This is a genomic window from Streptomyces sp. NPDC002602 (assembly GCF_042889445.1).
Lineage (GTDB): Bacteria > Actinomycetota > Actinomycetes > Streptomycetales > Streptomycetaceae > Streptomyces.
Map to the genome: position 1 here is coordinate 779858 of NZ_JBIAQX010000001.1, position 21322 is coordinate 801179.

A 21322-nucleotide genomic window follows, 5' to 3' on the forward strand; every position below is an offset into this window, starting at 1 on the left:
ATTCTGCCCGTCATGCGCGCCGCCCTGTTCGTCACCTGCGTCAACGACGCGCTGTACCCCCGAACCGGCATCGCCGTGGTCCGCCTCCTGGAGCGGCTCGGCGTCCACGTGGACTTCCCCGCCGCCCAGAGCTGCTGCGGACAACCGCAGTACAACACCGGCTACCGCCACGAGAGCGAACCGCTGATGCGGCGCACCGCCGAGGCCTTCGCGGGCCACGCCTACGTGGTCACCCCCTCCGCGTCCTGCGCCGCCATGATCCGCGAGCACTACCCCCGGATCGGCCGCAGGGCCGAGGACGAGGGACGCGGCCCGGAACTGGCCCGGCTCGCCGACGACCTCGCACCCCGCGTGTACGAGCTGACCGAGTTCCTGATCGACGTCCTCGGGGTGACCGACGTCGGCGCGTACTTCCCGCACACCGTCACCTACCACCCCTCCTGCCACGGCCTGCGGACCCTGGGCCTAGGGGACCGCCCCCGGCGGCTGCTGGCCGCCGTCAAGGGCCTGGAGCTGGTCGAACTCCCCGGGGCCGAGGAATGCTGCGGCTTCGGCGGCACCTTCGCCGTCAAGAACCCGGACGTGTCCGCCGCGATGGGCGCCGACAAGATCCGCGCCGCCGCCTCCACCGGCGCCGAGGTGCTGTGCGGCGCCGACAACTCCTGCCTCGCCCACCTCGACGGGATGCTCCGCCGCCGTGACGTCCCGCCGCGCGCCCTGCACCTCGCGGAGATCCTCGCCGCGACCGAGGAGGAACCCCTGCGATGACCGCCATCCCGCTCGGCATGCCCGCCTTCCCCGCCGCGGCGCGCGACGGCGTGCACGACGAGGTCCTGCGCGCCAACCTCCGGCACGCCACGCACACCATTCGCGACAAACGGGCCCGCGCCGTGGCGGAGTTGGCGGACTGGGACCGGCTCCGCGCGGCCGGCAAGGCGGTCAAGGACCACACGCTGCGCCATCTCGACCGCCACCTGCTGGAGTTGGAGGAGTCCGTCACGGCGGCCGGCGGCACCGTCCACTGGGCCGCCGACGCGCACGAGGCCAACCGGATCGTCACCGCACTGGTACTGGCCACCGGCGAGCGCGAGGTGGTCAAGGTCAAGTCGATGGCCACCCAGGAGATCGGCCTCAACGAAGCCCTGGAAACGGCCGGGATCGCCGCGTACGAAACCGACCTGGCCGAACTCATCGTGCAACTCGGCCACGACCGGCCCTCGCACATCCTGGTCCCCGCCATCCACCGCAACCGGGCCGAGATCCGTGACATCTTCCGCAGCGAGATGGCGAGTTGGGGCAGACCCGCACCGGACGGCCTCGGCGACGACCCGCGCGAACTCGCCGAAGCGGCACGCCTGCACCTGCGCGAGAAGTTCCTGCGCGCCAAAGTCGCCGTGTCCGGGGCCAACTTCATGGTCGCCGAGACCGGCACCATGGTCGTCCTCGAGTCGGAGGGCAACGGCCGGATGTGCCTGACCCTTCCCGAGACCCTCATCTCGGTCGTCGGCATCGAGAAGGTGGTGCCGACCTTCCGGGACCTGGAGATCTTCCTCCAGACGCTGCCACGCTCCTCCACGGCCGAGCGGATGAACCCCTACACCACCATGTGGACCGGCACCACGGACGGCGACGGCCCCACCGCCTTCCACCTCGTCCTCCTCGACAACGGGCGCACCGACACCCTCGCCGACGCCGTGGGCCGCCAGGCCCTGCGCTGCATCCGCTGCTCCGCCTGCCTGAACGTCTGCCCCGTCTACGAACGCGCCGGCGGCCACGCCTACGGCTCCGTGTACCCCGGCCCGATCGGCGCCATCCTCAGCCCCCAACTGCGCGGGACCGCAAGCGAGATCGACGCCTCGCTGCCCTACGCCTCCACCCTGTGCGGCGCCTGCTACGAGGTCTGCCCCGTCGCCATCGACATCCCCGAGGTCCTCGTGCACCTCCGCGAACGCGTCGCCCAAGGCGGCCCCGTGACCCGCGAGGGCATCCGCGTACGCATCCGTCCCGCCCGGGGCCACACCGCCGAACGGGCCGCCATGCGGGCCGCCCGCCTCCTCCTCGACCGCCCGGGCGCCCTCCGCGCGGGGGAGCGGCTGCTGTCCCGCGCCCGCCGCCTGCGACCGCGCCGACTGCCCGGGCCCGGCCGGGCCTGGACCGACAGCCGCGAGCTGCCACGCCCGCCCGCCGAATCCTTCCGCGACTGGTGGACCCGGGAACGCGGCGACCGGGGAGAGGAACACCGATGAGCACCAGGGACCTCATCCTGGGCCGCATCCGACGGGCCGTCGACGGCCCCGACACGGAAGTGCCCCGCGACTACCTCCGCAGCCACGGCACCCGCACCCCCGAGCAGAGCGCCGACCTGCTCGCCGCACACCTCACCGAGTACCGGGCGACGGTCCACCGCGCCGACGAGGACGGCCTGCCACCGCTCCTGGCACGACTCCTCGCCCGCCAGGGATCCGCCACCGTGCTCGTGCCGCCCGACCTGCCCCCGCACTGGCTCGCCGACGCCGACGTGACCCTCGTCCACGACCTGGCCACGTCCACCCCGCTCGAACTCGACGCGGTGGACAGCGTCGTGACCGGCTGCGCCCTGGCCGTCGCGGAGACCGGCACCCTCGTCCTCGACGGGGGCCCCGAGCAGGGCCGGCGCCGGATCACCCTGATCCCCGACCACCACGTCTGTGTCGTCCGGATCCCCGACCTGCTGGTGGACTCGATCCCGCAGGCCCTGGAGCGACTGGACCCCACCCGCCCGCTGACCTGGATCTCCGGGCCCTCGGCGACCAGCGACATCGAGCTCGACCGGGTCGAGGGCGTACACGGCCCCCGGACCCTGGAGGTCGTCCTGCTCGACGGGTCCGCACAATAGGACCCATGTCCGCACACATCGCCCTCACCGCCCTCGTCGTCCACGACTACGACGAGGCCATCGACTTCTACACCCGCGCCCTCGGCTTCACCCTCGTCGAGGACACCGCCCGACCGGACGGCTCCCGCTGGGTCGTGGTCCGCCCGCGCGGCGCCACCGAAGCGGCCCTGCTGCTCGCCCGCGCCAAGGACGAGGCCCAGCGCTCCCGGGTCGGCGACCAGACCGGCGGACGCGTCGGGTTCTTCCTCCACACCGACGACTTCGCGGGCGACCACGCCCGGATGACCGCCGAGGGGGTCCGCTTCCTGGAGGAACCGCGCCACGAGACGTACGGCTCCGTCGCCGTCTTCGAGGACCTCTACGGCAACCGCTGGGACCTGCTCCAGCCGGCGTAACCCCCGGGCGCGGGACGGTCAGGCCGCCGCCGGGCCGTCCGGGAACGCGGCGAGCCGGGGCGCCTCGGCCGCCGCGTCGACCGCCGCGCCGGCCTCGACCCTGCCGGCCAGCGCCCCGGCCCACCCGACCAGCCCCGGCAGGTCGATCCCGTACGGCGCGTCCAGCCCGGCCAGGACGCCCGCGCCGCGCCGCAACAACCGGGCCCCACCGGTGGCGTTCCCCCGCGCCGAGTGGGTGAGCCCCACCGCCAACTGCGCGAGCCCCCGCCACAACGCCGCCTCGGCCGGCGGACCCGACTTCCAGGCGTCCTCGAACACCTCGTGCGCGTGGAAGGGCATGCCGGCGTCCAGCAGTCGCTGCGCCTCCGCGAGCGTCGCGGCGGGCGTCCGCACCACCCCCTCGGGCTGCCGCTCGACACCCGGCGCCCCGTACGGCAACGGCCGCCCGAGTCCGTCCCGCGGCCGCGCGCTCCGCGCCCGTCCCTCGCCATCCCGATCCCGTGCGTTCACCCGGACATCCTCTCTCCCGCCGATCACCGGTGCACGCGTACCCCTCCGCGTGGGGTAATGTTCTGCATGTGCCCGGCACGAGGGGGAAACCCCAGGTGGAAGGCGCAAAGCAGAACGGGACGTGGCGCAGCTTGGTAGCGCACTTGACTGGGGGTCAAGGGGTCGCAGGTTCAAATCCTGTCGTCCCGACTCGACAGAGTCGTGAAGCAGAGGCCGTATCGGATTCATCCGATACGGCCTCTCTTTCGTTTTCCCCGCCCTTGTCGCCGGGCTGCCCGTCCCCCCTGGTCCCGCTTTCCGCGCAGGGGCAAGTGCCGCGACATCGGCGGCCGTTCGGTGGTGAGGGGGGCCGCGGCGGCCGATCGGCGCGGGCGCCGACGGGGCCGTGTCCTGATCCGCGTACGGTGTGGTTCCCGACCGGTTGCGGGGATGTGCCCGCCCGGTCCGACAGACTTCATGCCTTGGCGCGTATCCCGGCGGTATCGGGGCAGGCGCATCGGCAGCAGGACGGAAGGGTGAAGGCGGATGGTGCCGGGAGCGGAGAATGAGCGGTTCACCGTGGCGGAGCGGGCCGCGGACGGGGCCGTGATCCTGGCTCTCACCGGGGAGCTGGACCACGACACGGCCCAGCCCCTGCGGGATGCCCTCGACGCGGCGATCACCCCGGGTGTCCGCCTGCTGGTGGATCTCTCGAAGCTGGAGTTCTGCGATTCCACCGGCCTGAACGTGCTGCTGCACAGCAGGATCACGGCCCAGGAGGCCGAGGGCACCCTGGAGCTGGCGGGCCTGACCGGACCCGTCGCACGGATGTTCCGGATCACCGGCGCGGACGGGGTCTTCCCCGTGCACGACGACGTGGAACAGGCGCTCAGCGGTCGACAGCCCGGCTAGGCGGTCGACACCCGACGGGCGGACGCCCGCCGGTTCGCACAGGAACAGAGACACGGACACGAGGAGTCTGAGCGCCATGGAGCAGCGTGGGTCGTCCGACCGGACCTGGCTCCTGGAGCTGGCGGGCGCCCGGAACCCGGTCACGCGCAGCCGGGACTTCACCCGCATGGCGCTCGACACCTGGCGGTGGTCCGCGGACGCGACCGACGACGTACTGCTCCTGGTGTCCGAGGTCGTGTCGAACGCCTGCCTGCACGGCGGAGGCCCGGGCGTGCTCGTCCTCGACCGCACGCCGGAGCGGCTGCGGATAGAGGTGACCGACGGCAATCCGGCCCCGCCCGTCCCGGTGCCGGCGGGCTCGGCGACACCGGGACGGCCCGGTGGGCACGGGATGCTGATCGTGGAACGGCTCGCCCGGTCCTGGGGTTCCCGGCCGGGCCCGGACGGAAAGTGCGTATGGCTGGAGGTCGGGCCCGACGGGACGGACGGGCCCGTCAGTCCTTCGGGCCGAGGCCGTCCAGGGCCGCGATGATCTCGCCGGTCCCGCTCACCCGACCGATGCGCGGGAAGATCTTGCCGAAGGTGTGGGCGTGCGCGTCGGGGTCCGTGTCGGCGGTGGCGTCCTCGGCGAAAACCAGCTCGTAACTGTGCTCCCAGGCCGTGCGGGCCGTGGACTCCACGCCGATGCTGGTCGAGATGCCGGCGAGAACGATGCGGCGCACGCCCCGACGGCGCAGTTGCAGATCGAGTTCGGTGCCGGTGAACGCGCCCCAGTGCCGCTTGGTGACGATCACGTTCCCCAGTGCCGCCAGTTCGGCCGGGATCTCCGAGAACGACGGGGGAGGGGTCGAGGCCGGGCCGGGCCGGTCGACCCGGCGAACGGGCAGGTCGCCGCCGTCGGGGGACCAGGCGACCCGCACCAGCAGCACCGGCAGCCCGCGGGCGCGAAAGGCCTCGGCGAGGGCGATGCCGTTCTTCAGGACCTCGGGGGCGGGCCTGGTCGTGGGCAGGGCCAGGATTCCGTTCTGGAGGTCGACGAGGACCAGCGCCGTGGCGGAATCGAGGGTCAGGTCGGGCTCGGGGCGTGCGGGCGACGCGGGCGCGGTCATGGGTCGGTCTCCTCGGGTCGTCGGGTGTTCAGTCCTCGGCCAACCGCCGCAGCAGTGGTACGACATCGGCCACCATCCGCTGCTCCGCGGGACTCAGTCGCTCGGCGATCAGCTCGGCGAGCCGGCCGTGGCCCGCCTCGCGGCGCTCGCTCACGAGGGTCCGGCCCTCGGGGGTGAGCGAGATCGGCAACCTGCGCCCGTCGGTGGGGTGCGGGGTGCGGACGACGAGTCCCTCGGCCTGGAGGGAGTTCACGGTGGCGATGACGGACTGGGGGCGGATCTTCTCGGCCCGGGCCAGCTCCGAGGCCGTCTGGGGTCCGAGCCGGTCGAGCCGCTTGAGCACGGACATCTGCGACAGGCTGATCCCGCCACCGGCGGCGGCCCGCATCTGCCGCACCAGCAGGCCGAGCGCGAGTTGCAGTTCCTCCGCGGTGTCGCGGGGGCGAGGGGCTCGGGAGGTGGCGGAGGGGTCGGAGGGCGCGGGGGACATGTCGCCACGGTAGGGACATACAGTCAAACTTTCAAGGCGACCTTATGGCTTTTCGGGCGCCCGGTCCGCGGGCCCGGTTGCCGTCGCTTCCGTCGCTTCCGTCGCGGCGGACTTGGTCGTGGCCGAGTCCGGCGGGGCAGCCGTCGGCAGGGCGGCGGGCTCGGGAAGGTGCCGGGCCAGGGCCCACGCCAGGAGCGGCAGGACGATCAGCGGCAGCAGCGCGGTGCGCAGTGAGGAGGCGTCGGCGAGGGCGCCGATCAGCGGGCTCGCCACCCCGCCGATGCTGACCGTCAGGCCCAGGGTGACCCCGCTCGCGGTGCCCATGCGGGTCGGCAGGTAGTCCTGGCCCAGGGTGACCTGGAGCGAGAACGGCACGTACAGCGCGGTGGCGGCCAGCGCGGCGCACCCGTACACGAGGGGCAGCGGCAGGAACAGGATTCCCGCCACGGCGGGGACGGCGGCGGCGTAGGCCCGGCGCACGGTGGGCACCCGGCCCCAGCGCGCGGCGAGCCGGCCCCCGAGCAGGGTGCCGCCCGCGCTGCCCGCGAACAGGGCGAACAGGGCCACGGACCCGGCGCTCGCACTGCCCCCGCGCTCACGCACGTACAGCGCGACGAAGGTGCTGAGCCCGACGAAGACGACCGAGCGGACGACCACGACGAGCGACAGACGCAGGAACGCCCGCCGGTCCTCCCGTGCCCGCGCGTCGGCCGGCACGGCGGGGTCGGTCGCATCGGCCCGCTTCCGGGCGGACGGCGGCCGGTTGAGGAACACGCCCACGACCGCCGGCAGCGCCAACAGCCACCATCCGGCCGGGCCGGACACCGAAAGCGCCGCGAACACCAGCAGTGGCGCGCACGCGAAGCCGATGTTCCCACCGAGGGCGAACCAGCTCATCGCGGCGTGCCCGTCGCCCGGCCAGGTGCGCACGAGACGGGCCGCCGCCGGGTGGTACGCGGCCACCCCGAGCCCGGACACGGCGACCGCCGCCAGGGTGGCGCGGTACCCGGCGTCCAGACCGACGAGCGCGATCCCGAGCCCGGCGGCCCCCGCGGCCACCGGGATCAGCCAGGGCACGGCCCGCCGGTCGGTGAGCGCCCCGAACAGCGGCTGCGCGACGGAGGAGAGGAGGGAGGCGGCGAGCACGATGCCGGACGCGGCGGCGTAACCGTAGGCCCGCTCGGAGACGAGGAAGGGCACGAGCGCGGAGACCGCGCCCTGATAGACGTCCACACAGGCGTGACCGGCGGAGAAGCCGGCCACGCGCAGGCGGCCGGGCGTACGTCGGGGTCGGTGGGGCGCGGAGGGTGTCGCGATCGATGTCACCGATCGAGAATCTCCCGGGGCAGGGCGTCACGCTTCCGATAAAATGCCCGGTGATGCAGAAATTCCGCCAACCCGACGCGGAGCACCGACCGCGGGCCCTGACCAACGTCAACCGGCTCGACACCCACGTCGGGATCCCCGCGCACCACCACGACGATCACCAGATCGCCTACGCGGGCTCCGGGATGCTCTCCGTCACCACCGACGCCGGCACGTGGGTCGCGCCCACCACCCGCGCGTTGTGGATCCCGGCCGGGACGGTGCACGAGCACCGCGCGTACGGACGGACCGACCTGCACTGCGTGGGTCTGCCGACCCGCCACGCCCCGCTGCCACCGGACCGGCCGGCGGTGATCGCGGTGGGACCGCTGCTGCGGGAACTGATCCTGGCCTACACCCGCGAACCGGACGACGGGAGCCCGGCACGCCGCCGCCTGCTGGCGGTGCTCCTCGACCGACTGCGGGTCTCGCCGCTCCAGCCCCTGCACCTGCCCGCGCCCACCGACCCCCGATTGGCGGCGGTGTGCGCGGTGCTGGAGGCCGATCCCGCGGACGGGCGGGGACTGGCGGCGCTGGGCGCGGCGGCCGGCGCGGGCGCGGGGGAGCGCACGCTGAGCCGGCTGTTCCGCGCCGACTTGGGGATGACGTTCCCGCAGTGGCGCACCCAGCTAAGGCTGCACCAGGCGCTGCGGTTGCTCGCAGTGGGAACGCCGGTGACCGCGGTCGCGCACCGCTGCGGCTGGTCGTCCGCGAGCGCGTTCATCGACGTGTTCCGGCGCGCCTTCGGCCACACACCGGGCACGCACCTCTAGTGCTGTGACCGGAAAGGTTCACCGTGTCACGGCGCCCGGCACGGCACCTCGCCGCGTTGTCGGACCGCTCAAGTACGTCCAGTACAAGAGGCAGTCCTCCGCCTTGCGATGCACCGCACCGGACACCGCGCCCCGGCAAACCATTCCGGTCACAGCACTAGCCGGCCCGCGGGCCCGTCCGGCCGGTGGGTCTCGGCGCGCCCGCGCGATCAGTCGACGCGGCGGTCGTCGAGGTCGACGGACAGGAAGGGCCACGCGGAGGCGAAGCCGGCGAGCTGCTCGACGACCGGATCGCATGCGGCGTCGGTCGTGGCCGCCGGCCCGGCGGGGCGGAAGTGGACGACCGTGCCCGTGGTGCCGTCGTCCGCGATCGGCGTCAGCCCGGTCGCCGGCACACCGTGCTCGTAGCGTTGGCTCCAGGCGCCGCCCGCACGGCGGTTGGTGTGGACGAGCCACTCGCTCAGCGCCGCGACGACGGACATCCCCCGGCGGGGATGCCCGTCGGGCAGCGACTCGGCGTCGGGGTGGTCGAAGAACCGCAGGTCCTTCGTCGCCATGACGGGCTTGCGGACCGGCCGGCCGTGCTCGTCGAAGCGGGTGTCGGTGCCCCGCCCGTCGTCCGCGACGGACACCGACCCGTCAGGGTGGAGCGTCACGGTACAGCGGCCCGCGCCCCTGTGCTCCGCCTCGTCCGCCGCGTAGGCGAGGACCTCCAGGACCAGGTGCCGTACCCCGCCGGGAGCGAGGCCGGCCGGGTCCCGGCGGATCAGGGCGAGGTGCTCCGGGTCCACGGATCGCGCCCAGTCGTGCGTGGTGTTGCGCCATGACGCGCTCGAAACATCCATCACGGAAGTATGTCGACCGTGCCGCGGGCGCCGGGGGCGGGCCCCCTCGACCGGGTCGTCCGGGGGCGCCGACACCGTGGGGATGATCTTCCGCGGGGCGGGCCACGCAGCATACTGGCCGGTGTGAAGAGCGAAGACGCCGCAGACGAGACGGTCCTGATCGAGATCGACGGCCACACGGGGGTGATCACCCTCAACCGGCCCGGCGCCCTCAACGCGCTCACCCACGCCATGGTGCTGCGGATCACCGAGGCGCTGACGGACTGGGAGCGGGATCCCGGTGTGACCCAGGTTCTCCTGCGGGGCGCCGGCGAGCGCGGGTTGTGTGCGGGTGGTGACATCCGGGCCATCCACGACGACGCCAAGGCCGGGGGTACGGCCTCGGCGGACTTCTGGCGGGACGAGTACCGGCTGAACGCGCTCATCGCCCGCTACCCCAAGCCGTACGTGGCGTTGATGGACGGCATCGTGATGGGTGGCGGAGTCGGGATCTCGGCCCACGGCAACGTCCGCATCGTCACCGAACGCTCCCGCGTGGCCATGCCCGAGACCGGCATCGGCTTCGTCCCCGACGTCGGCGGCACCTACCTCCTGGGGCGCGCCCCAGGGGAGTTGGGCCTCCACCTGGCCCTGACCGGAACGGCCGTCGGGGCCGCCGACGCGCTGCTGTGCGGGCTCGCCGGGCACTTCGTCCCCGCCGGGCGGCTGCCGGAGTTGACCGCCGAACTGCTCCTCGCCCCGGTCCACGAGGTGCTTCCCCGCCACGTCGGCACGCCCGGACACGCCGAACTGGCGGAGCACCGACGGTGGATCGACCCCTGCTACGCGGCCGACACCGTGGAGGAGATCGTCGGAAGGCTCCTCGCGACCAACGAGCCCGAGGCCAAGGCGGCCGCCGAGACCATCCTGGCCAAGTCGCCCACCGCCCTCAAGGTCACCCTGGCCGCCGTGCGCCGGGCGCGCGAACTCGGGCCCCTCGAATGGGTGCTGGAGCAGGAGTACCGGGTCTCCTGCAACGCCCTGGCATCGCCCGACCTGGTGGAGGGGGTCCGGGCCCAGGTGATCGACAAGGACCGCAGGCCCCGTTGGTCGCCCGCCACCCTCGAAGAGGTCACCGAGGAGGATGTGGCCCGCTTCTTCGCCCCGCTCGGGGCGGATCGCGAACCGGTCTTCCCGGAGGCGCGGGGCGAGCGCGTCACCGGCTGAGCGCGTCGGGCCGCCGCCTCCCGCGCACGGCGGCGGGCGGCGGCCCGACATCCCACCCCGCCGTCAGGAGCCGACGTACTCCCTCAGATGACGTGCCGTCAATGTGTCGGCATCAGTTATCAGTTGGGCCGGGGTTCCCTCGAAGACCACGCTGCCGCCCGCGTGGCCGCCGCCCGGACCGATGTCGATCAGCCAGTCCGCGTGGGCCATCACCGCCTGGTGGTGCTCGATGACGATGACCGAGTTGCCGTCGTCCACGAGGCGGTCCAGCAGGGCGAGGAGCTTGTCGACGTCGGCCATGTGCAGGCCGGTCGTCGGCTCGTCCAGGATGTACGTCGAGGACTTCTCCGCCATGTTGATGGCGAGCTTGAGGCGCTGGCGCTCGCCGCCCGACAGGGTGTTCAGCGGCTGCCCGAGCCGCAGGTAGCCCAGCCCCACGTCCGCGAGCCGGCCCAGGATCGCCCGGGCCTGGCCGGTGGTGAAGAACGCGTGCGCCTCCGTCACCGGCATGTCGAGCACCTCGCTGATGTTCTTGCCGCGCAGTCGGTACGTGAGCACCTCGGGCGTGAAGCGCCTGCCCTCGCACTGCTCGCAGACCGAGGCCACCCCGGCCATCATCGCCAGATCGGTGTAGACGAGACCGAGGCCGTTGCACTTCGGGCAGGCGCCCTCGGAATTGGCGCTGAACAGCGCCGCCTTGACCCCGTTGGCCTTGGCGAAGGCGGTGCGGATGGGGTTGAGCAGGCCCGTGTACGTGGCCGGGTTGGAGCGGCGCGAACCCCGGATCGGGGACTGGTCGGCGACCACCACCCCGTCCCGTCCGGAGAGGTAGCCGTGGATCAGGGAACTCTTGCCGGAGCCCGCGACGCCGGTCACCACCGTCAGTACGCCCAGGGGGACGTCCACGCTGACGTCCTTGAGGTTGTGCAGGTCGGCGTCCTTGACGGACAGGTGACCGCGCGGGGTGCGCACGGGCTCGCGCAGGGCGGCCCGGTGCTCGAGGTGTCGGCCGGTGAGGGTGTCGGAGGCGCGCAGTCCGGCCACGTCCCCGCTGTAGCAGAGCCGGCCGCCGGCGGTGCCCGCCCCCGGGCCGAGGTCCACGACGTGGTCGGCGATCGCGATGACCTCCGGCTTGTGCTCCACGACCAGGACGGTGTTGCCCTTGTCGCGCAGCCGCAGGAGCAGGTCGTTCATGCGTCGGATGTCGTGCGGGTGCAGACCGGTGGTCGGCTCGTCGAAGACGTAGGTGATGTCCGTCAACGAGGATCCCAGGTGGCGGACCATCTTGACGCGCTGGGCCTCGCCGCCCGACAGGGTGCCGGAGGGTCGGTCCAGGCTCAGGTAGCCGAGGCCGATCTCGACGAGGGAGTCCAGCAGGTCCCGCAGGTTGGCGATCATGGGGGCGACGGCCGGATCGTCGATCCGCCGGACGAACGCGGCCAGATCGCTGATCTGCATGGCCGAGCAGTCCGCGATGTTCGCCCCGTCGATCCGCGAGGACAGTGCGGCGGCGGAGAGCCGGGTGCCCCCGCAGTCGGGGCAGTCGGCGAAGACCACGGCCCGGTCCACGAAAGCCCGGATGTGGGACTGCATGGCCTCGCGGTCCTTGGCGAGGTAGGTGCGCTGGATCTTGGTGATCAGGCCTTCGTAGGTGAAGTTGTTGGAGCCGACCTTCACCTTCATCGAGGGTTTGTGCAGGAAGTCGGCCCACTCCCGCTCGGTGAAGTCCTTGAGCCTGGTGTCGGGGGAGTAGAAGCCGGAGTTCGCCATGATCTGCCAGTACCACGAGTCCACGGCGAAGCCGGGGACGGTGATCGCGCCCTCGTTGAGGGAGAGTTCGCGGTCGACGAGCTGGTCGACGGCGATGTCGGAGACCTGGCCGATGCCCTCGCAGCGGACGCACATGCCGTCGGGGGTGTTGAAGCTGAAGGCGGTGGACGTGCCGATGTGCGGGACGCCGAGCCGGGAGAAGACGATCCGCAGCATCGTGTAGGCATCGGTGGCGGTGCCCACGGTGGAGCGGGAGTTGGCTCCCATCCGCTCCTGGTCGACCACGATCGCGGCGCTGAGGTTGTGCAGTCCGTCCACGTCGGGGCGGCCCAGGCTCGGCATGAACGACTGGATGAAGGCGGTGTACGTCTCGTTGATCATGCGCTGGGACTCGGCGGCGATGGTGCCGAAGACCAGCGAGGACTTGCCGGAGCCGGAGACCCCGGTGAAGACGGTGAGGCGGCGCTTGGGGATGTCGAGGGAGACGTCCGCGAGATTGTTCTCCCGCGCGCCCCGGACCTGGATGACCTGGTGGGCGTCGGCGGCCGCGATGGGCTGAGAGGTCACGGGGGCTCCCTACTGGTGGTTGTCGGCCGGCTCGTCGGCGCCGGGGGTGGCGATCCAGTCGACGAGTTCGATGATCACGCCGTTCGGGTCGGTGACCTGGAACAGGCGTTCGCCCCAGGGCTCTTCGCGCGGTGCCATGGTGATGGGGACGCCCTCCGCGCGCAGTCGTTCGTGCTCGCCCGGCAGATCGGCCACGGTGAACACCAGGATCAGGCCGGCCGCGCGCTCGTCCCGGAAGCCCTCGGGGAGGAGTTCGAGTCCCCGGCGCAGGAAGATCACCTGCGGGCCGTCCGGGTGGGCGAGCGAGACGAAGCCGTCGGCGGACATGGCCTCCCGGAAGCCGAAGTGGCTGGTCAGAAAGGCCGCGGAGGCGGGAACGTCGTCAACGTTGAGGGATATGGCGGAACTGGCGATCTGCACGGAACTCCTCGCGTCTCGGTGGCTCTGGTTTTTCATTGTACATAGTAGTCTGTACGGCGTAGAGAGAATTCTTGACGCGGGCTGGAAGGAGCCGGGCATGGCGAAGGACCGGAGCGGTGCGGGCGATCCCGTCCGCACCCTGGAACTGCTGTGGAGGGAGCCCGGGCAGGGGCCGCCGAGCGGACGGCGAGGCCCCCGTCAGGGACTCACCGTCGACGCCGTCGTCGAGTCGGCGCTCGCGCTCGCGGACGAGGCGGGCCTGACGGCCCTCACCATGCGGGCCCTGGCCGGCCGGCTGGGAGTGACCCCGATGACCCTCTACACGTACGTACCGGGCAAGGCGGAGCTGCTCGACCTGATGCTCGACGAGGCGTACCGGCGCATGGCGCGCCGTGACACGCGCGCCGACGAACCCTGGCGGGCCCGGATCGCACGGATCGCCGACGACAACCGGGACCTGTTCCTGCGCCACCCGTGGATCGCCGACCTCCCGGTCACCCGACCCCCCCTGGGCCCCGGAGTGATCGGCAAGTACGAGCACGAACTGGCGGCGTTCGACGGCATCGGCCTGACCGACGTCGAGATGGACGCCGCCCTCACCCATCTGCTGGGCTTCGTGCACGCCAACGCCCTGGCCGCCGCGGACGCCGCGGCCCACAACGACCGGCAGAGCGACGACGAGTGGTGGGCCGTCAGCGCCCCGCTGCTGGAGCGGGCCATGGACGCCGAGCGCTACCCGCTCGCCGGGCGCGTCGGCAGCGCCGTCGGCGGGTACCGGCCCGAGGTCGTGTGGGACTTCGGGCTGCGCTGCGTCCTCGACGGGCTCGCCCTGCGGGTGGAGGGGCGGCGGGACCCGGAGTGAGGGGACCCGCCGCTCAGCGGTAGCCGGTGGTGTCCGCCGGGCGGTCCGGGTCCTGGACCTCGACCATGTACCGCCAGGCGTCCGGCCGGCTGCCGTCCAGGTCCGTGAAACCGTAGACCCGGGCCAGTTGCCCGCTGGAGAGGGACTGCCCGTTCCAGCGCGACACCTCGGGGTCGGCGGCGAGCGCGGCGACCGCGCGGCCGACGTAGGCGGGGGTCTCGGAGATCCCGAAGTGCGGGACCTTCTCCAGCGCGTCCCGCCAGTTCGCCTCGGTCACGCCGAAGTGCTCCAGCATCATCTCCGACCGCAGCCAACCCGGGGTCAACGCCACCGCCGTCGCGCCGTGCGGCCCCAACTCGTGGCCGAGGGCGAACGCCATCCGCAACACGGCCGACTTCGCGATGTCGTAGAAGAACGACACCCGGTAGCGGCTCGCGTTGTACTCGGCCGTCCCGTCCGTCATCTCCACCACCAGCCCGCCCGGACCGCGCAGCAGCAGCGGCAGCGCGTGATGGCTGGTGATGGCGTGGGTCTCCACCGCGAGGCGCATCAGGCGCAGCCCCTTGTCGAGGTCGTGCTCCCAGACGGTGCTCTCCCACTCGAAGAGCAGCTCGCCACCCCAGATGTCGTTGACCAGGACGTCCAGCCGGCCCTGCTCGGAGTCGATCCGCCGGACCAGCGCCTCGACCTCCTCGGACACCAGATGGTCCGCCACCACCGCGATCCCGTGACCGCCGGCCGCCGTCACGAGCGCGGCCGTCTCCTCGATCGTCTCCGGCCGGTCGTACTCCGACCGCTTGCCGGTCGTGCTGCGCCCCGACACGTACACGGTCGCGCCCCGCGCGCCCAGTTGCACCGCGATGCCCCGACCGGCGCCCCGTGTCCCGCCCGCCACCAGGGCGACCTTGCCCCGGAGGGTCTGCTCTGAGTCCGCCATGCCCCGAGCCTACGACGCCGCGTCGCGCGGGGCGCGCCGATCGGCGGGCGCGGCGGCGGGCCCCGGCGTCACCCTGGCGCGGGGATCAGAACCAGTTGAGGGTGAGGGTGAAGGTGGTGTGGGTGGTGGCTCCGGTGGAATCGGTGGCGGTGGCGGTGATGGGGTGGGTTCCGGTGGTCCAGGGCTTTCCGGTGATGCGGCCGGTGGTGGGGTCGAGGGCGAGTCCCCACGGGAGTGTGGTGGTGGTGTAGCGGACGGGGGGTGTGCCTCCGGTGGTGGTGAGTCGGATGGTGCAGGTCTGGTTGAACCGGCAGGTCTGTGGGCCGGGGTCGACGATCCGAAGATCACCCGACGTGGGGGTGGGGGTGGGTGTCGGAGTAGGCGTGGGCGTGGGTTCCGTGGGGCCGCCGAACACCTCCGTGACGGGTGCGACGTTGGCCGCGTTGCCGGCGTGCGTCGCCGTCCCGAGCAGGTCCTCCAGGGTGCGCAGCAGGTGGTGGTGGTTGTACGCGCTCGCGTACGCGCCGGTCTTCACGTTCGCGCCGTGGAAGACGGTCGCGATCCGGTTCGAGCCCAGGTAGTTGTCCTCGTCCCAGGTCAGCACCAGCAGGCTGTTGTTGGCCTTCGCCCACCGCGCGTACGCGTCGAGGTTGTTCCTGGTCCAGGTGTCACCCGTGGCCACCGGGCAGGAGTGCATGTCGTTGCACTGGTTCGGCACGACGAAGGACAGGTCCGGCAGCGACGCGAAATCGCTCTGCGGGAACTGCGCCCAGGTCTTCCCGGTGTCGAGCGGGACGTTCTTGAAGGCGAACCACGGATTGTGCTTCTGCGCGTACTGCCCGCTGGTACAGGCCGTGGACCCCTGGCCCGGCAGGTCCTCGTTGTACGTGACGAACGTCCTTCCCGCGGCGAGGACCTCCTGGCCCAGGTTGAGGGCGGTCATCGACTGCGGGGTGTAGCAGCCGTCGCCGGTGATGCCCTGGGTGGCACCGGAGAAGAGGTTGAAGTAGTTCGGCTGGCTGGGATGGGTCAGCGCCTTCATGCCGGTCAGGCTCGCGCCGTCCTTCGCCAACTGGTTGATGTACGGGGCGTTCGCGCTGCCGATGATCTCCCCGTACTGCTTGTTCTCGTACACGACGACCACCACGTGGTCGTACCTCGGTAGCGCGGTGGCGTCGGTGGTCGCCACGGAACGTGTCCGTGCTGTCGTCGAACCACCGTCCGCCGCTTGGGAGTTGGCGACGGTGAAGGCGGCGAGCAGCACGAACGCCCCCAGTGCGGCGATCGGCGCGGGCCGTCGGGTCCGCTGTCTCGCGGTGACGGGCATGGACGTCTCCTCCTCGATGCGGCGGGACGCCGGCAGGCGCGCCGGCGGCGGGTTCGGCGAATTGCCGCTGCTCACTCCTCGCGCCTGGCCCCACCGGCCACGGCGATGTTCAGGAACCGGGGCGCCGGGCGTGCCCGATCCCGGAACTCCTCGGCCACGGCGGCCCGGACGGCCGTGTTGCGTTCCTCGGGCACCAGCATCAGCACGCTCCGTCCCGGAAGCCTCCCGGGCGACCAGGCCCGCAGCGCCCCGGCCTCACGGGCCCGGGCCACGGCCCGTGCCGACTCCGTCGCCCACCGGGCCGGGTCGCCGCGTACGACCAGGAGCACCAGCCGCGCGCCCGAGGCCGCAGGGTCGAAGGTCGCGTACCGGGGGGCGTCACGGGCCCCCGGCAACAGGGCCCGCCCGGGCCGGGTGAACAGGGCAGCCCGGCGCAGGGCGGTGTCCCCGTCCGGCAGCGCCTCGGCCAGCAGTTCGGCCAGCTCCGCCCGGTCCGGATCCACGCCGGGCGGTGTGTGTGCGTCGGCCACCGCGAGCGCCACCACGCAGTCCGCCGGTTCCGCCGTGTCCAGCCCGGACGCCTCCGTCAACGAACCCTGGACGTGCAGGTCGGAGCCGCCGCGCCCGTATCCGGCGCGGGCCAGCGCCCGCAGCACCGCGTAGGGCCGGACCGCCCAGGCGGGCGGGGTCGGCGCGGGCCCCGACGGCGTGAGCGGCAGATCGCACCCGTCGGCCGGGTGGGCGAGCGAGCTGAGCCGGACCAGCCCGTCGTCACGCGGCGCGGCGGCCGCCGCGACCGGCCAGCCGGCGCCCGCGACCGACCCGGGACCGGGGTGCGGGCCGCCCGCGGAGCCCGCCGGCCACACCTCGCGATCCAGATGGAAGGCGTACGGGGCGCTCCAGACGGCGGTCGGCCGCAGACCGTGCGCCGCCTCCAGCGCGTACGCCACCAACCGGAACAGGGGATCGGCGGTGGCCCGACGGGCGAGGTCCGGCCCGACCGTGCCCACCCGGCCCGCCGTCACCGCTCGTCCCGGCGGGCCGGCTTCGGGTACGCGTGGTCGCCGGCCGCGCGGGCCGGCATCGGGAAGGCATGGTCGCCGTCCGCGTGGCCCGGCACCTGGTACGGGTCGCCGCCGTCCTTGCGGGCCAGCATCCGGTACGCGTTGCCGCCGTCCATGCGGCGGGCCGCGACCGTGCGGACCGCGTCGAGCACCACCGCGCCCGCGAGGCACGGCAGCGCGGCCGCGCGAACCGCGCGGGCCAGGGCCCGCCGCCAGGGCCCCGCCGGGGGCGCCCACGGTCGGTCCGGGTCGGGCGCCAGCCGGGTCGTGGTCAGGGCCACCGCGCCGACGAAGTCGTTGCCCTGGTGGGCCGGACCGTGTTCCTCGGCCAGCACCGTGAACCCGCGGCCGGTCAGTGCCTCCCGCAGGTTCGCCGCCGGGATCAGGTGCTGGTGCTGGGGCTGGAACCACGGCAGCCAGGCCGGTCCCAGGAGACGGGCCATCCGCGACCGCGGATCGGGGAGCTCGATCGCGAGGAACCCGCCGGGCGCCAGTACGGCGGCCGCGGTGTCCAGCTCCGCGAGCGGATCCCGGGTGTGCTCCAGGTAGTGGTACATGCTCACCACCTCGTACTGGCCGGCCAACTTCGCGGCGAACTCGGGGAACTGGCCCTGGAACCCGGAATCCACCCAGCCGCGCCGTTCCGCGTCCCGGACCCCGTCGCCCATGTCCAGCCCGTCGAAGCGGGTGTGCGGCCACACGGCCCGCGCCGCGTTGCAGAAGTGTCCGTGCCCGGTGCCCACGTCCAACCAGGACGTCGGCTCGCCGTACGGTTCGAGCATCCCGGCGCGCTTGCGGTACGAGTCGCCGAGCCGCCCGAACACGGAACCCGCGCTCTCGCCCCCGCGACCGTCGTAGAAGTCCCGGTAGTAGAACTCCAGCCCCTCCAGGGTCAGCCGAGGGTTTTGGAAGACGTGCCCGCACTCCCCGCACTCCTCCAGGACGAAGCGACCCGGTTTGCCCTGGAGCAGGTCCGGCACCCGCAGCCGCACGGTGAGCCGACCGGAACCGCACCACGGGCAGTCCGGCCGGCGTGCTTCGAGGAACCGGTCGGTACCGGCGGCCAGTTCGGCCCGGTAGGCGACCGCCCGGTCCGCGTCGGCCGCCACCGGGGGCGTCCGGGCCAGGTCGGCGGCCGTCCGCAGAGCCGCGCCGAGCGCCCGCGCCGGCCGGACCGCGCCGGCAGCGGCGAGGTCGGCGGGACGCAGGGGCGCGCCCGGGCCGGCGAGGACCAGGTACGGCTGGAGCCAGTACAGCCCGGCCGCAGCGGCGCCCCACCGGCCCTGCCGGGCGGCGACGGCCGCGAGCACGGCCAGCCCGGCGAGCTGCGCCGCGACGACCGTCCCCGCCGGCAGGCCCTGCGCCCGCAGCTCGGCGGCCCGTACCGCGCCGGTCGGCTCCGGCCGGCGTCCCGCGCGGAGCGCCGGTGCGACGGCCAGGCCCGTCGCGGCGGGCGCGTACTCCTTCAAGCGGCGCACCAGCGCCAGGAGTTCCGCCGGCTCCGGGGGCGTGTCACCCGGCTCCACCCCGGCCCGGGTCAGCACCTCCTCCGCGACCAGCACGGCGAACCCGGCGCCACGGCCCTCGCCCAGCCGGTCGGCGCCGTACCGGGTCGGATCGACCAGCCGCAGCAGCCCGAGGGCCCGCTCGACGGCCAGATCGCCGGGCAACAGGTCGAGCACCCGCAGGCCCTCCCGGTCGGCGTGCGCACAGGCCGCGAGGAAGGTCGCCGGATCGGACTCGACCCCGCGCGCCGTCAGCAGCCGCCATCCGGCGGCGCGCGGCACCCCGGTCGACGCGGTCGACGGGATCGTGGGCAGCACCGGGACGGCACGCAGCCTGCGGTGGGAACGGACCGTGCCCGCGCCGAGAGCGACCAGGACCGCGACGGAGGTCCACCGGACCCGGCGCGAAGGGGGTGGCGTCATGACAACTTCTCCAACCGGTCGGCCGCGGCGGCGGCCCCGCCGGCCGCGGCGAAGGAGGCCTGGATGCGGCGGGCGGCCCGGCGGGGGCCGGGGTCGTCCAGCACGGCCGTGAGCGCGTCGCGCAGTTCCTCGGGCCCCGTACGACCGAAGCGCACCCGGACGCCGGCACCCGCCTCGACGACCTGACGGGCCACGATCGGCTGGTCGTCCCGGATGGGCGCGACCACCAGCGGCAGCCCGTGCGCGAGTGCCTCGCAGACGGTGTTGTGACCGCCGTGGCTGACCACCGCGTCCAGGTGCGGCAACAGCTCCAGTTGTGGAACGCCGTCCTGGACCAGTACGTTCGCCGGCGTCGGGAACCCGATCGCCGACGCGGGCGCGGACACCACCAACTGGACGCCTTCGGCGAGGTGTTCGGCGGCTCCGAGCATCGAGCGGTAGAACCGGATGCCGGCTTCCTGGTTGAGCGTGCCCAACGACACCAGGACCCGCCGGCGCGCCGGGTCCAGTCGCCGCCAGGGGAAATCGGGCGCCGCCGGCCGGGCCCCGAAAGCCGGACCCACATAGGCGTGGTGCGGCGGAACGTCGGCGCCGGTACCCACCAACTCGGGTGTGGAGAACACCCACACCAGCCGCTCCGAGAACCGTGGATCCCAGCCGCCGGCGTCCGCGCCGTACTCGCTCAGCAGCGCGCCGATCCGCTCCGACACCCATGCGCCGACCTTGGGGAAACCGGCGAAGGGTCGGGTGAGTTCGGCGGAGGTGCTGGCCGACGTCACCCAGGGGATCCCGAGCCGATGGGCCACCAGCGGCCCGGCCAGGGTCTGTTGGTCGCAGACGAGCACGTCCGGCGCGAACTCCGCGGCCGCGGCGCGCACCCCCGGTTCCATCGCGCGGGCCAGCGGTATCAGTGCCTCCTGCCACAGGAAGCGCAGCGCGGCCACCCCGCGCAGATCGCGCCACCGCTCGTGCAGCCCGGCGTAGCCGCCCGCGATGTCCTCCCCGGCGGGGAGGATCCGTGCGTGCGGGGGGAGCAGCCGGGCGAGTTCCGCGGGTGGCCCCGTCCAGGCGACCTCGTGCCCCCGCGAAGCGAGTTCCGCCCCTACGGCCGCGGTGGGATTGACGTGTCCCGCGAGCGGCGGAACCGTGAAGAGCACCCTCATCGGATCAGAGCTCCCGTCCGCGCCCGTGACGCGGCCGTCGTCCGGAGGTGGGCGAGCACGGTCTCCCGCAGGACTCCACTGCTCTCCTTGAGTACGTCGTGCCCCAGGCCAGGCAGCACCGTCAGCGTCGCCCGCGGGGCGTGGTCGGCCAATGTCCGGCCACCCGGCAGCAGTTCGGAGTGCTCCCCGCACAGCGTCGAGGTCGGGCAGCGCAACCGGGCGTAGTCGGCCGGGGTGAACACGCGACTGGCGGCGATGTCGTCGATCAGGCTGGTCCGGTTGAGCAGGTCGTCCGCGATCGAGGTGAGGTTCGCGGCCTTCCGCAACCGAAGGGTGAGCAGCTCGGCCGGCACCGGGCTGTCCTCCAGGCTCAACGCGGCGGCCGACAGGGTGTCCACCATGTTCTCCACCCAGGCTCCGGCGAGCGGCGGTTCGAGCAGGGTCAGCCCGACGACCAGGTCGGGGAGGGCCAGCGCGGCGTGCACGGCGAGGGTCGCGCCGTAACTGTTGCCGACGAGGTGGACCGGCCGGTTCCCGAGGCCCAGGGCGTCGAGCAGGGCCACGAGATCGCGTACGGCCGTGTCGCTGTCGTACCCGCCGGCCGGCCGCTCCGAGCGGCCGTGCCCGCGCAGGTCGTACAGCACGGTCTCGAACCCGGACCGGGCCACCGGGACGGCCAGCGGACAGTAGAAGGAGGACAGGTTGTCGACGACGAGGCCGTGCAGGAAGACCACCACGGGCCGGCGGCCCGCGTCGGCCCCGGCGTCGGCCGGGAGCCGCTGGACATGGAAGCGCAGGCCGTTCGCGCGGACGAAGGACACGGCG

General features: G+C 73.2%; 22 protein-coding genes and 1 tRNA gene. 10 read left to right on the top strand and 13 right to left on the bottom strand.

The window, feature by feature from the left end; translation table 11 throughout:
* The first annotated feature begins 12 nt into the window (after nt 1–12).
* The 4 genes from ACFYW3_RS03130 to ACFYW3_RS03145 are packed head-to-tail and all read left to right on the top strand — an operon-like array spanning nt 13 to nt 3270.
* The gene (locus ACFYW3_RS03130) at nt 13–768 is read left to right on the top strand and encodes a (Fe-S)-binding protein (protein WP_389385354.1); all 756 of its coding nucleotides are present in this window, start codon (nt 13–15) and stop codon (nt 766–768) included.
* The gene (locus tag ACFYW3_RS03135) at nt 765–2246 is read left to right on the top strand and encodes a lactate utilization protein B (protein WP_389385355.1); all 1482 of its coding nucleotides are present in this window, start codon (nt 765–767) and stop codon (nt 2244–2246) included. The genes ACFYW3_RS03130 and ACFYW3_RS03135 overlap by 4 nt, the downstream gene beginning before the upstream one ends.
* On the top strand, nt 2243–2875 hold the full coding sequence (locus ACFYW3_RS03140; protein WP_389385356.1) for a lactate utilization protein C: 633 nt from the start codon (nt 2243–2245) through the stop codon (nt 2873–2875). Before ACFYW3_RS03135 ends, ACFYW3_RS03140 begins: the two co-directional genes overlap by 4 nt.
* Nucleotides 2876–2880: 5 nt before the next feature.
* A complete protein-coding gene (locus ACFYW3_RS03145) occupies nt 2881–3270 on the top strand; it encodes a VOC family protein (RefSeq protein WP_053677171.1) in 390 nt (129 codons plus the stop codon).
* A gap of 18 nt (nt 3271–3288) precedes the next feature.
* Here ACFYW3_RS03145 and ACFYW3_RS03150 read toward each other — a convergent pair whose 3' ends face one another.
* The gene (locus tag ACFYW3_RS03150) at nt 3289–3780 is read right to left on the bottom strand and encodes a DUF309 domain-containing protein (RefSeq protein WP_389385357.1); all 492 of its coding nucleotides are present in this window, start codon (nt 3778–3780) and stop codon (nt 3289–3291) included.
* Nucleotides 3781–3895: 115 nt separating this feature from the next.
* Here ACFYW3_RS03150 and ACFYW3_RS03155 point away from each other — a divergent pair.
* The 3 genes from ACFYW3_RS03155 to ACFYW3_RS03165 all read left to right on the top strand — a co-directional run bounded on the left by ACFYW3_RS03155 (nt 3896) and on the right by ACFYW3_RS03165 (nt 5203).
* Nucleotides 3896–3969: transfer RNA gene (locus tag ACFYW3_RS03155), tRNA-Pro, on the top strand.
* Nucleotides 3970–4305: 336 nt separating this feature from the next.
* On the top strand, nt 4306–4671 hold the full coding sequence (locus tag ACFYW3_RS03160) for an STAS domain-containing protein (protein ID WP_389385358.1): 366 nt from the start codon (nt 4306–4308) through the stop codon (nt 4669–4671).
* Nucleotides 4672–4747: 76 nt separating this feature from the next.
* Nucleotides 4748–5203 carry an ATP-binding protein gene (locus ACFYW3_RS03165; protein ID WP_351754815.1) on the top strand — a complete coding sequence of 152 codons (456 nt, stop codon included), beginning with the start codon at nt 4748–4750 and terminating at the stop codon, nt 5201–5203.
* Here ACFYW3_RS03165 and ACFYW3_RS03170 read toward each other — a convergent pair.
* The 3 genes from ACFYW3_RS03170 to ACFYW3_RS03180 are packed head-to-tail and all read right to left on the bottom strand — an operon-like array spanning nt 5166 to nt 7539.
* On the bottom strand, nt 5166–5780 hold the full coding sequence (locus tag ACFYW3_RS03170; protein WP_389385359.1) for a hydrolase: 615 nt from the start codon (nt 5778–5780) through the stop codon (nt 5166–5168). The two genes, ACFYW3_RS03165 and ACFYW3_RS03170, sit on opposite strands and share 38 nt — an antisense overlap.
* Before the next feature lie 28 nt (nt 5781–5808).
* Nucleotides 5809–6270, bottom strand: coding sequence for a MarR family winged helix-turn-helix transcriptional regulator (locus ACFYW3_RS03175; protein ID WP_389385360.1), 462 nt, complete (start codon nt 6268–6270; stop codon nt 5809–5811).
* Between the two features lie 42 nt (nt 6271–6312).
* Complete coding sequence (locus tag ACFYW3_RS03180) at nt 6313–7539, bottom strand: MFS transporter (protein ID WP_389385619.1); 1227 nt, start codon at nt 7537–7539, stop codon at nt 6313–6315.
* A gap of 110 nt (nt 7540–7649) precedes the next feature.
* Between ACFYW3_RS03180 and ACFYW3_RS03185 the strand changes: the two genes are divergently transcribed.
* Entirely contained in the window at nt 7650–8408 is a 759-nt protein-coding gene (locus ACFYW3_RS03185) for an AraC family transcriptional regulator (protein WP_389385361.1), read from the top strand.
* Nucleotides 8409–8617: 209 nt separating this feature from the next.
* On the opposite strand, the gene ACFYW3_RS03190 is transcribed toward ACFYW3_RS03185, so the two are convergent.
* The gene (locus tag ACFYW3_RS03190) at nt 8618–9253 is read right to left on the bottom strand and encodes an ATP-binding protein (protein WP_351754827.1); all 636 of its coding nucleotides are present in this window, start codon (nt 9251–9253) and stop codon (nt 8618–8620) included.
* A 114-nt stretch (nt 9254–9367) separates the two neighbouring features.
* On the opposite strand from ACFYW3_RS03190, the gene ACFYW3_RS03195 reads away from it, so the two are divergent.
* Nucleotides 9368–10459 (top strand): enoyl-CoA hydratase/isomerase family protein, encoded by a 1092-nt coding sequence (locus tag ACFYW3_RS03195; RefSeq protein WP_389385620.1) that lies wholly within the window; start codon nt 9368–9370, stop codon nt 10457–10459.
* A gap of 63 nt (nt 10460–10522) precedes the next feature.
* On the opposite strand, the gene ACFYW3_RS03200 is transcribed toward ACFYW3_RS03195, so the two are convergent.
* A complete protein-coding gene (locus ACFYW3_RS03200) occupies nt 10523–12796 on the bottom strand; it encodes an ATP-binding cassette domain-containing protein (protein ID WP_389385362.1) in 2274 nt (757 codons plus the stop codon).
* Nucleotides 12797–12805: 9 nt separating this feature from the next.
* Nucleotides 12806–13216: a VOC family protein gene (locus tag ACFYW3_RS03205; protein WP_351754836.1), complete on the bottom strand. Its 411-nt coding sequence runs from the start codon at nt 13214–13216 to the stop codon at nt 12806–12808.
* 97 nt (nt 13217–13313) lie between these two features.
* Here ACFYW3_RS03205 and ACFYW3_RS03210 point away from each other — a divergent pair, with 97 nt between their 5' ends.
* On the top strand, nt 13314–14078 hold the full coding sequence (locus ACFYW3_RS03210; protein WP_351754839.1) for a TetR/AcrR family transcriptional regulator: 765 nt from the start codon (nt 13314–13316) through the stop codon (nt 14076–14078).
* Nucleotides 14079–14091: 13 nt separating this feature from the next.
* Here ACFYW3_RS03210 and ACFYW3_RS03215 read toward each other — a convergent pair whose 3' ends face one another.
* The 6 genes from ACFYW3_RS03215 to ACFYW3_RS03240 form a co-directional block, all read right to left on the bottom strand.
* The gene (locus ACFYW3_RS03215) at nt 14092–15015 is read right to left on the bottom strand and encodes an SDR family oxidoreductase (RefSeq protein WP_351383411.1); all 924 of its coding nucleotides are present in this window, start codon (nt 15013–15015) and stop codon (nt 14092–14094) included.
* 85 nt (nt 15016–15100) lie between these two features.
* Entirely contained in the window at nt 15101–16342 is a 1242-nt protein-coding gene (locus ACFYW3_RS03220; protein WP_389385363.1) for an alkaline phosphatase family protein, read from the bottom strand.
* A 71-nt stretch (nt 16343–16413) separates the two neighbouring features.
* Complete coding sequence (locus ACFYW3_RS03225) at nt 16414–17352, bottom strand: galactokinase (RefSeq protein ID WP_389385364.1); 939 nt, start codon at nt 17350–17352, stop codon at nt 16414–16416.
* An 11-nt stretch (nt 17353–17363) separates the two neighbouring features.
* Complete coding sequence (locus tag ACFYW3_RS03230) at nt 17364–19334, bottom strand: methyltransferase domain-containing protein (RefSeq protein ID WP_389385365.1); 1971 nt, start codon at nt 19332–19334, stop codon at nt 17364–17366.
* Nucleotides 19331–20497: a glycosyltransferase gene (locus tag ACFYW3_RS03235; protein WP_389385366.1), complete on the bottom strand. Its 1167-nt coding sequence runs from the start codon at nt 20495–20497 to the stop codon at nt 19331–19333. Before ACFYW3_RS03235 ends, ACFYW3_RS03230 begins: the two co-directional genes overlap by 4 nt.
* Nucleotides 20494–21318 (bottom strand): alpha/beta fold hydrolase, encoded by an 825-nt coding sequence (locus ACFYW3_RS03240; protein ID WP_389385367.1) that lies wholly within the window; start codon nt 21316–21318, stop codon nt 20494–20496. Before ACFYW3_RS03240 ends, ACFYW3_RS03235 begins: the two co-directional genes overlap by 4 nt.
* Nucleotides 21319–21322: the final 4 nt, after the last annotated feature.

Bases quoted from the DNA above. Each gene is read 5' to 3' on its own strand.
- ACFYW3_RS03165 (WP_351754815.1), top strand. From the start codon at position 4,748: ATGGAGCAGCGTGGGTCGTCCGACCGGACCTGGCTCCTGGAGCTGGCG.
- ACFYW3_RS03185 (WP_389385361.1), top strand. From the start codon at position 7,650: ATGCAGAAATTCCGCCAACCCGACGCGGAGCACCGACCGCGGGCCCTG.
- ACFYW3_RS03145 (WP_053677171.1), top strand. From the start codon at position 2,881: ATGTCCGCACACATCGCCCTCACCGCCCTCGTCGTCCACGACTACGAC.
- ACFYW3_RS03210 (WP_351754839.1), top strand. From the start codon at position 13,314: ATGGCGAAGGACCGGAGCGGTGCGGGCGATCCCGTCCGCACCCTGGAA.
- ACFYW3_RS03215 (WP_351383411.1), bottom strand. From the start codon at position 15,015: ATGGCGGACTCAGAGCAGACCCTCCGGGGCAAGGTCGCCCTGGTGGCG.
- ACFYW3_RS03190 (WP_351754827.1), bottom strand. From the start codon at position 9,253: ATGGATGTTTCGAGCGCGTCATGGCGCAACACCACGCACGACTGGGCG.
- ACFYW3_RS03160 (WP_389385358.1), top strand. From the start codon at position 4,306: ATGGTGCCGGGAGCGGAGAATGAGCGGTTCACCGTGGCGGAGCGGGCC.
- ACFYW3_RS03135 (WP_389385355.1), top strand. From the start codon at position 765: ATGACCGCCATCCCGCTCGGCATGCCCGCCTTCCCCGCCGCGGCGCGC.
- ACFYW3_RS03220 (WP_389385363.1), bottom strand. From the start codon at position 16,342: ATGCCCGTCACCGCGAGACAGCGGACCCGACGGCCCGCGCCGATCGCC.
- ACFYW3_RS03170 (WP_389385359.1), bottom strand. From the start codon at position 5,780: ATGACCGCGCCCGCGTCGCCCGCACGCCCCGAGCCCGACCTGACCCTC.
- ACFYW3_RS03140 (WP_389385356.1), top strand. From the start codon at position 2,243: ATGAGCACCAGGGACCTCATCCTGGGCCGCATCCGACGGGCCGTCGAC.
- ACFYW3_RS03235 (WP_389385366.1), bottom strand. From the start codon at position 20,497: ATGAGGGTGCTCTTCACGGTTCCGCCGCTCGCGGGACACGTCAATCCC.
- ACFYW3_RS03130 (WP_389385354.1), top strand. From the start codon at position 13: ATGCGCGCCGCCCTGTTCGTCACCTGCGTCAACGACGCGCTGTACCCC.
- ACFYW3_RS03230 (WP_389385365.1), bottom strand. From the start codon at position 19,334: ATGACGCCACCCCCTTCGCGCCGGGTCCGGTGGACCTCCGTCGCGGTC.
- ACFYW3_RS03175 (WP_389385360.1), bottom strand. From the start codon at position 6,270: ATGTCCCCCGCGCCCTCCGACCCCTCCGCCACCTCCCGAGCCCCTCGC.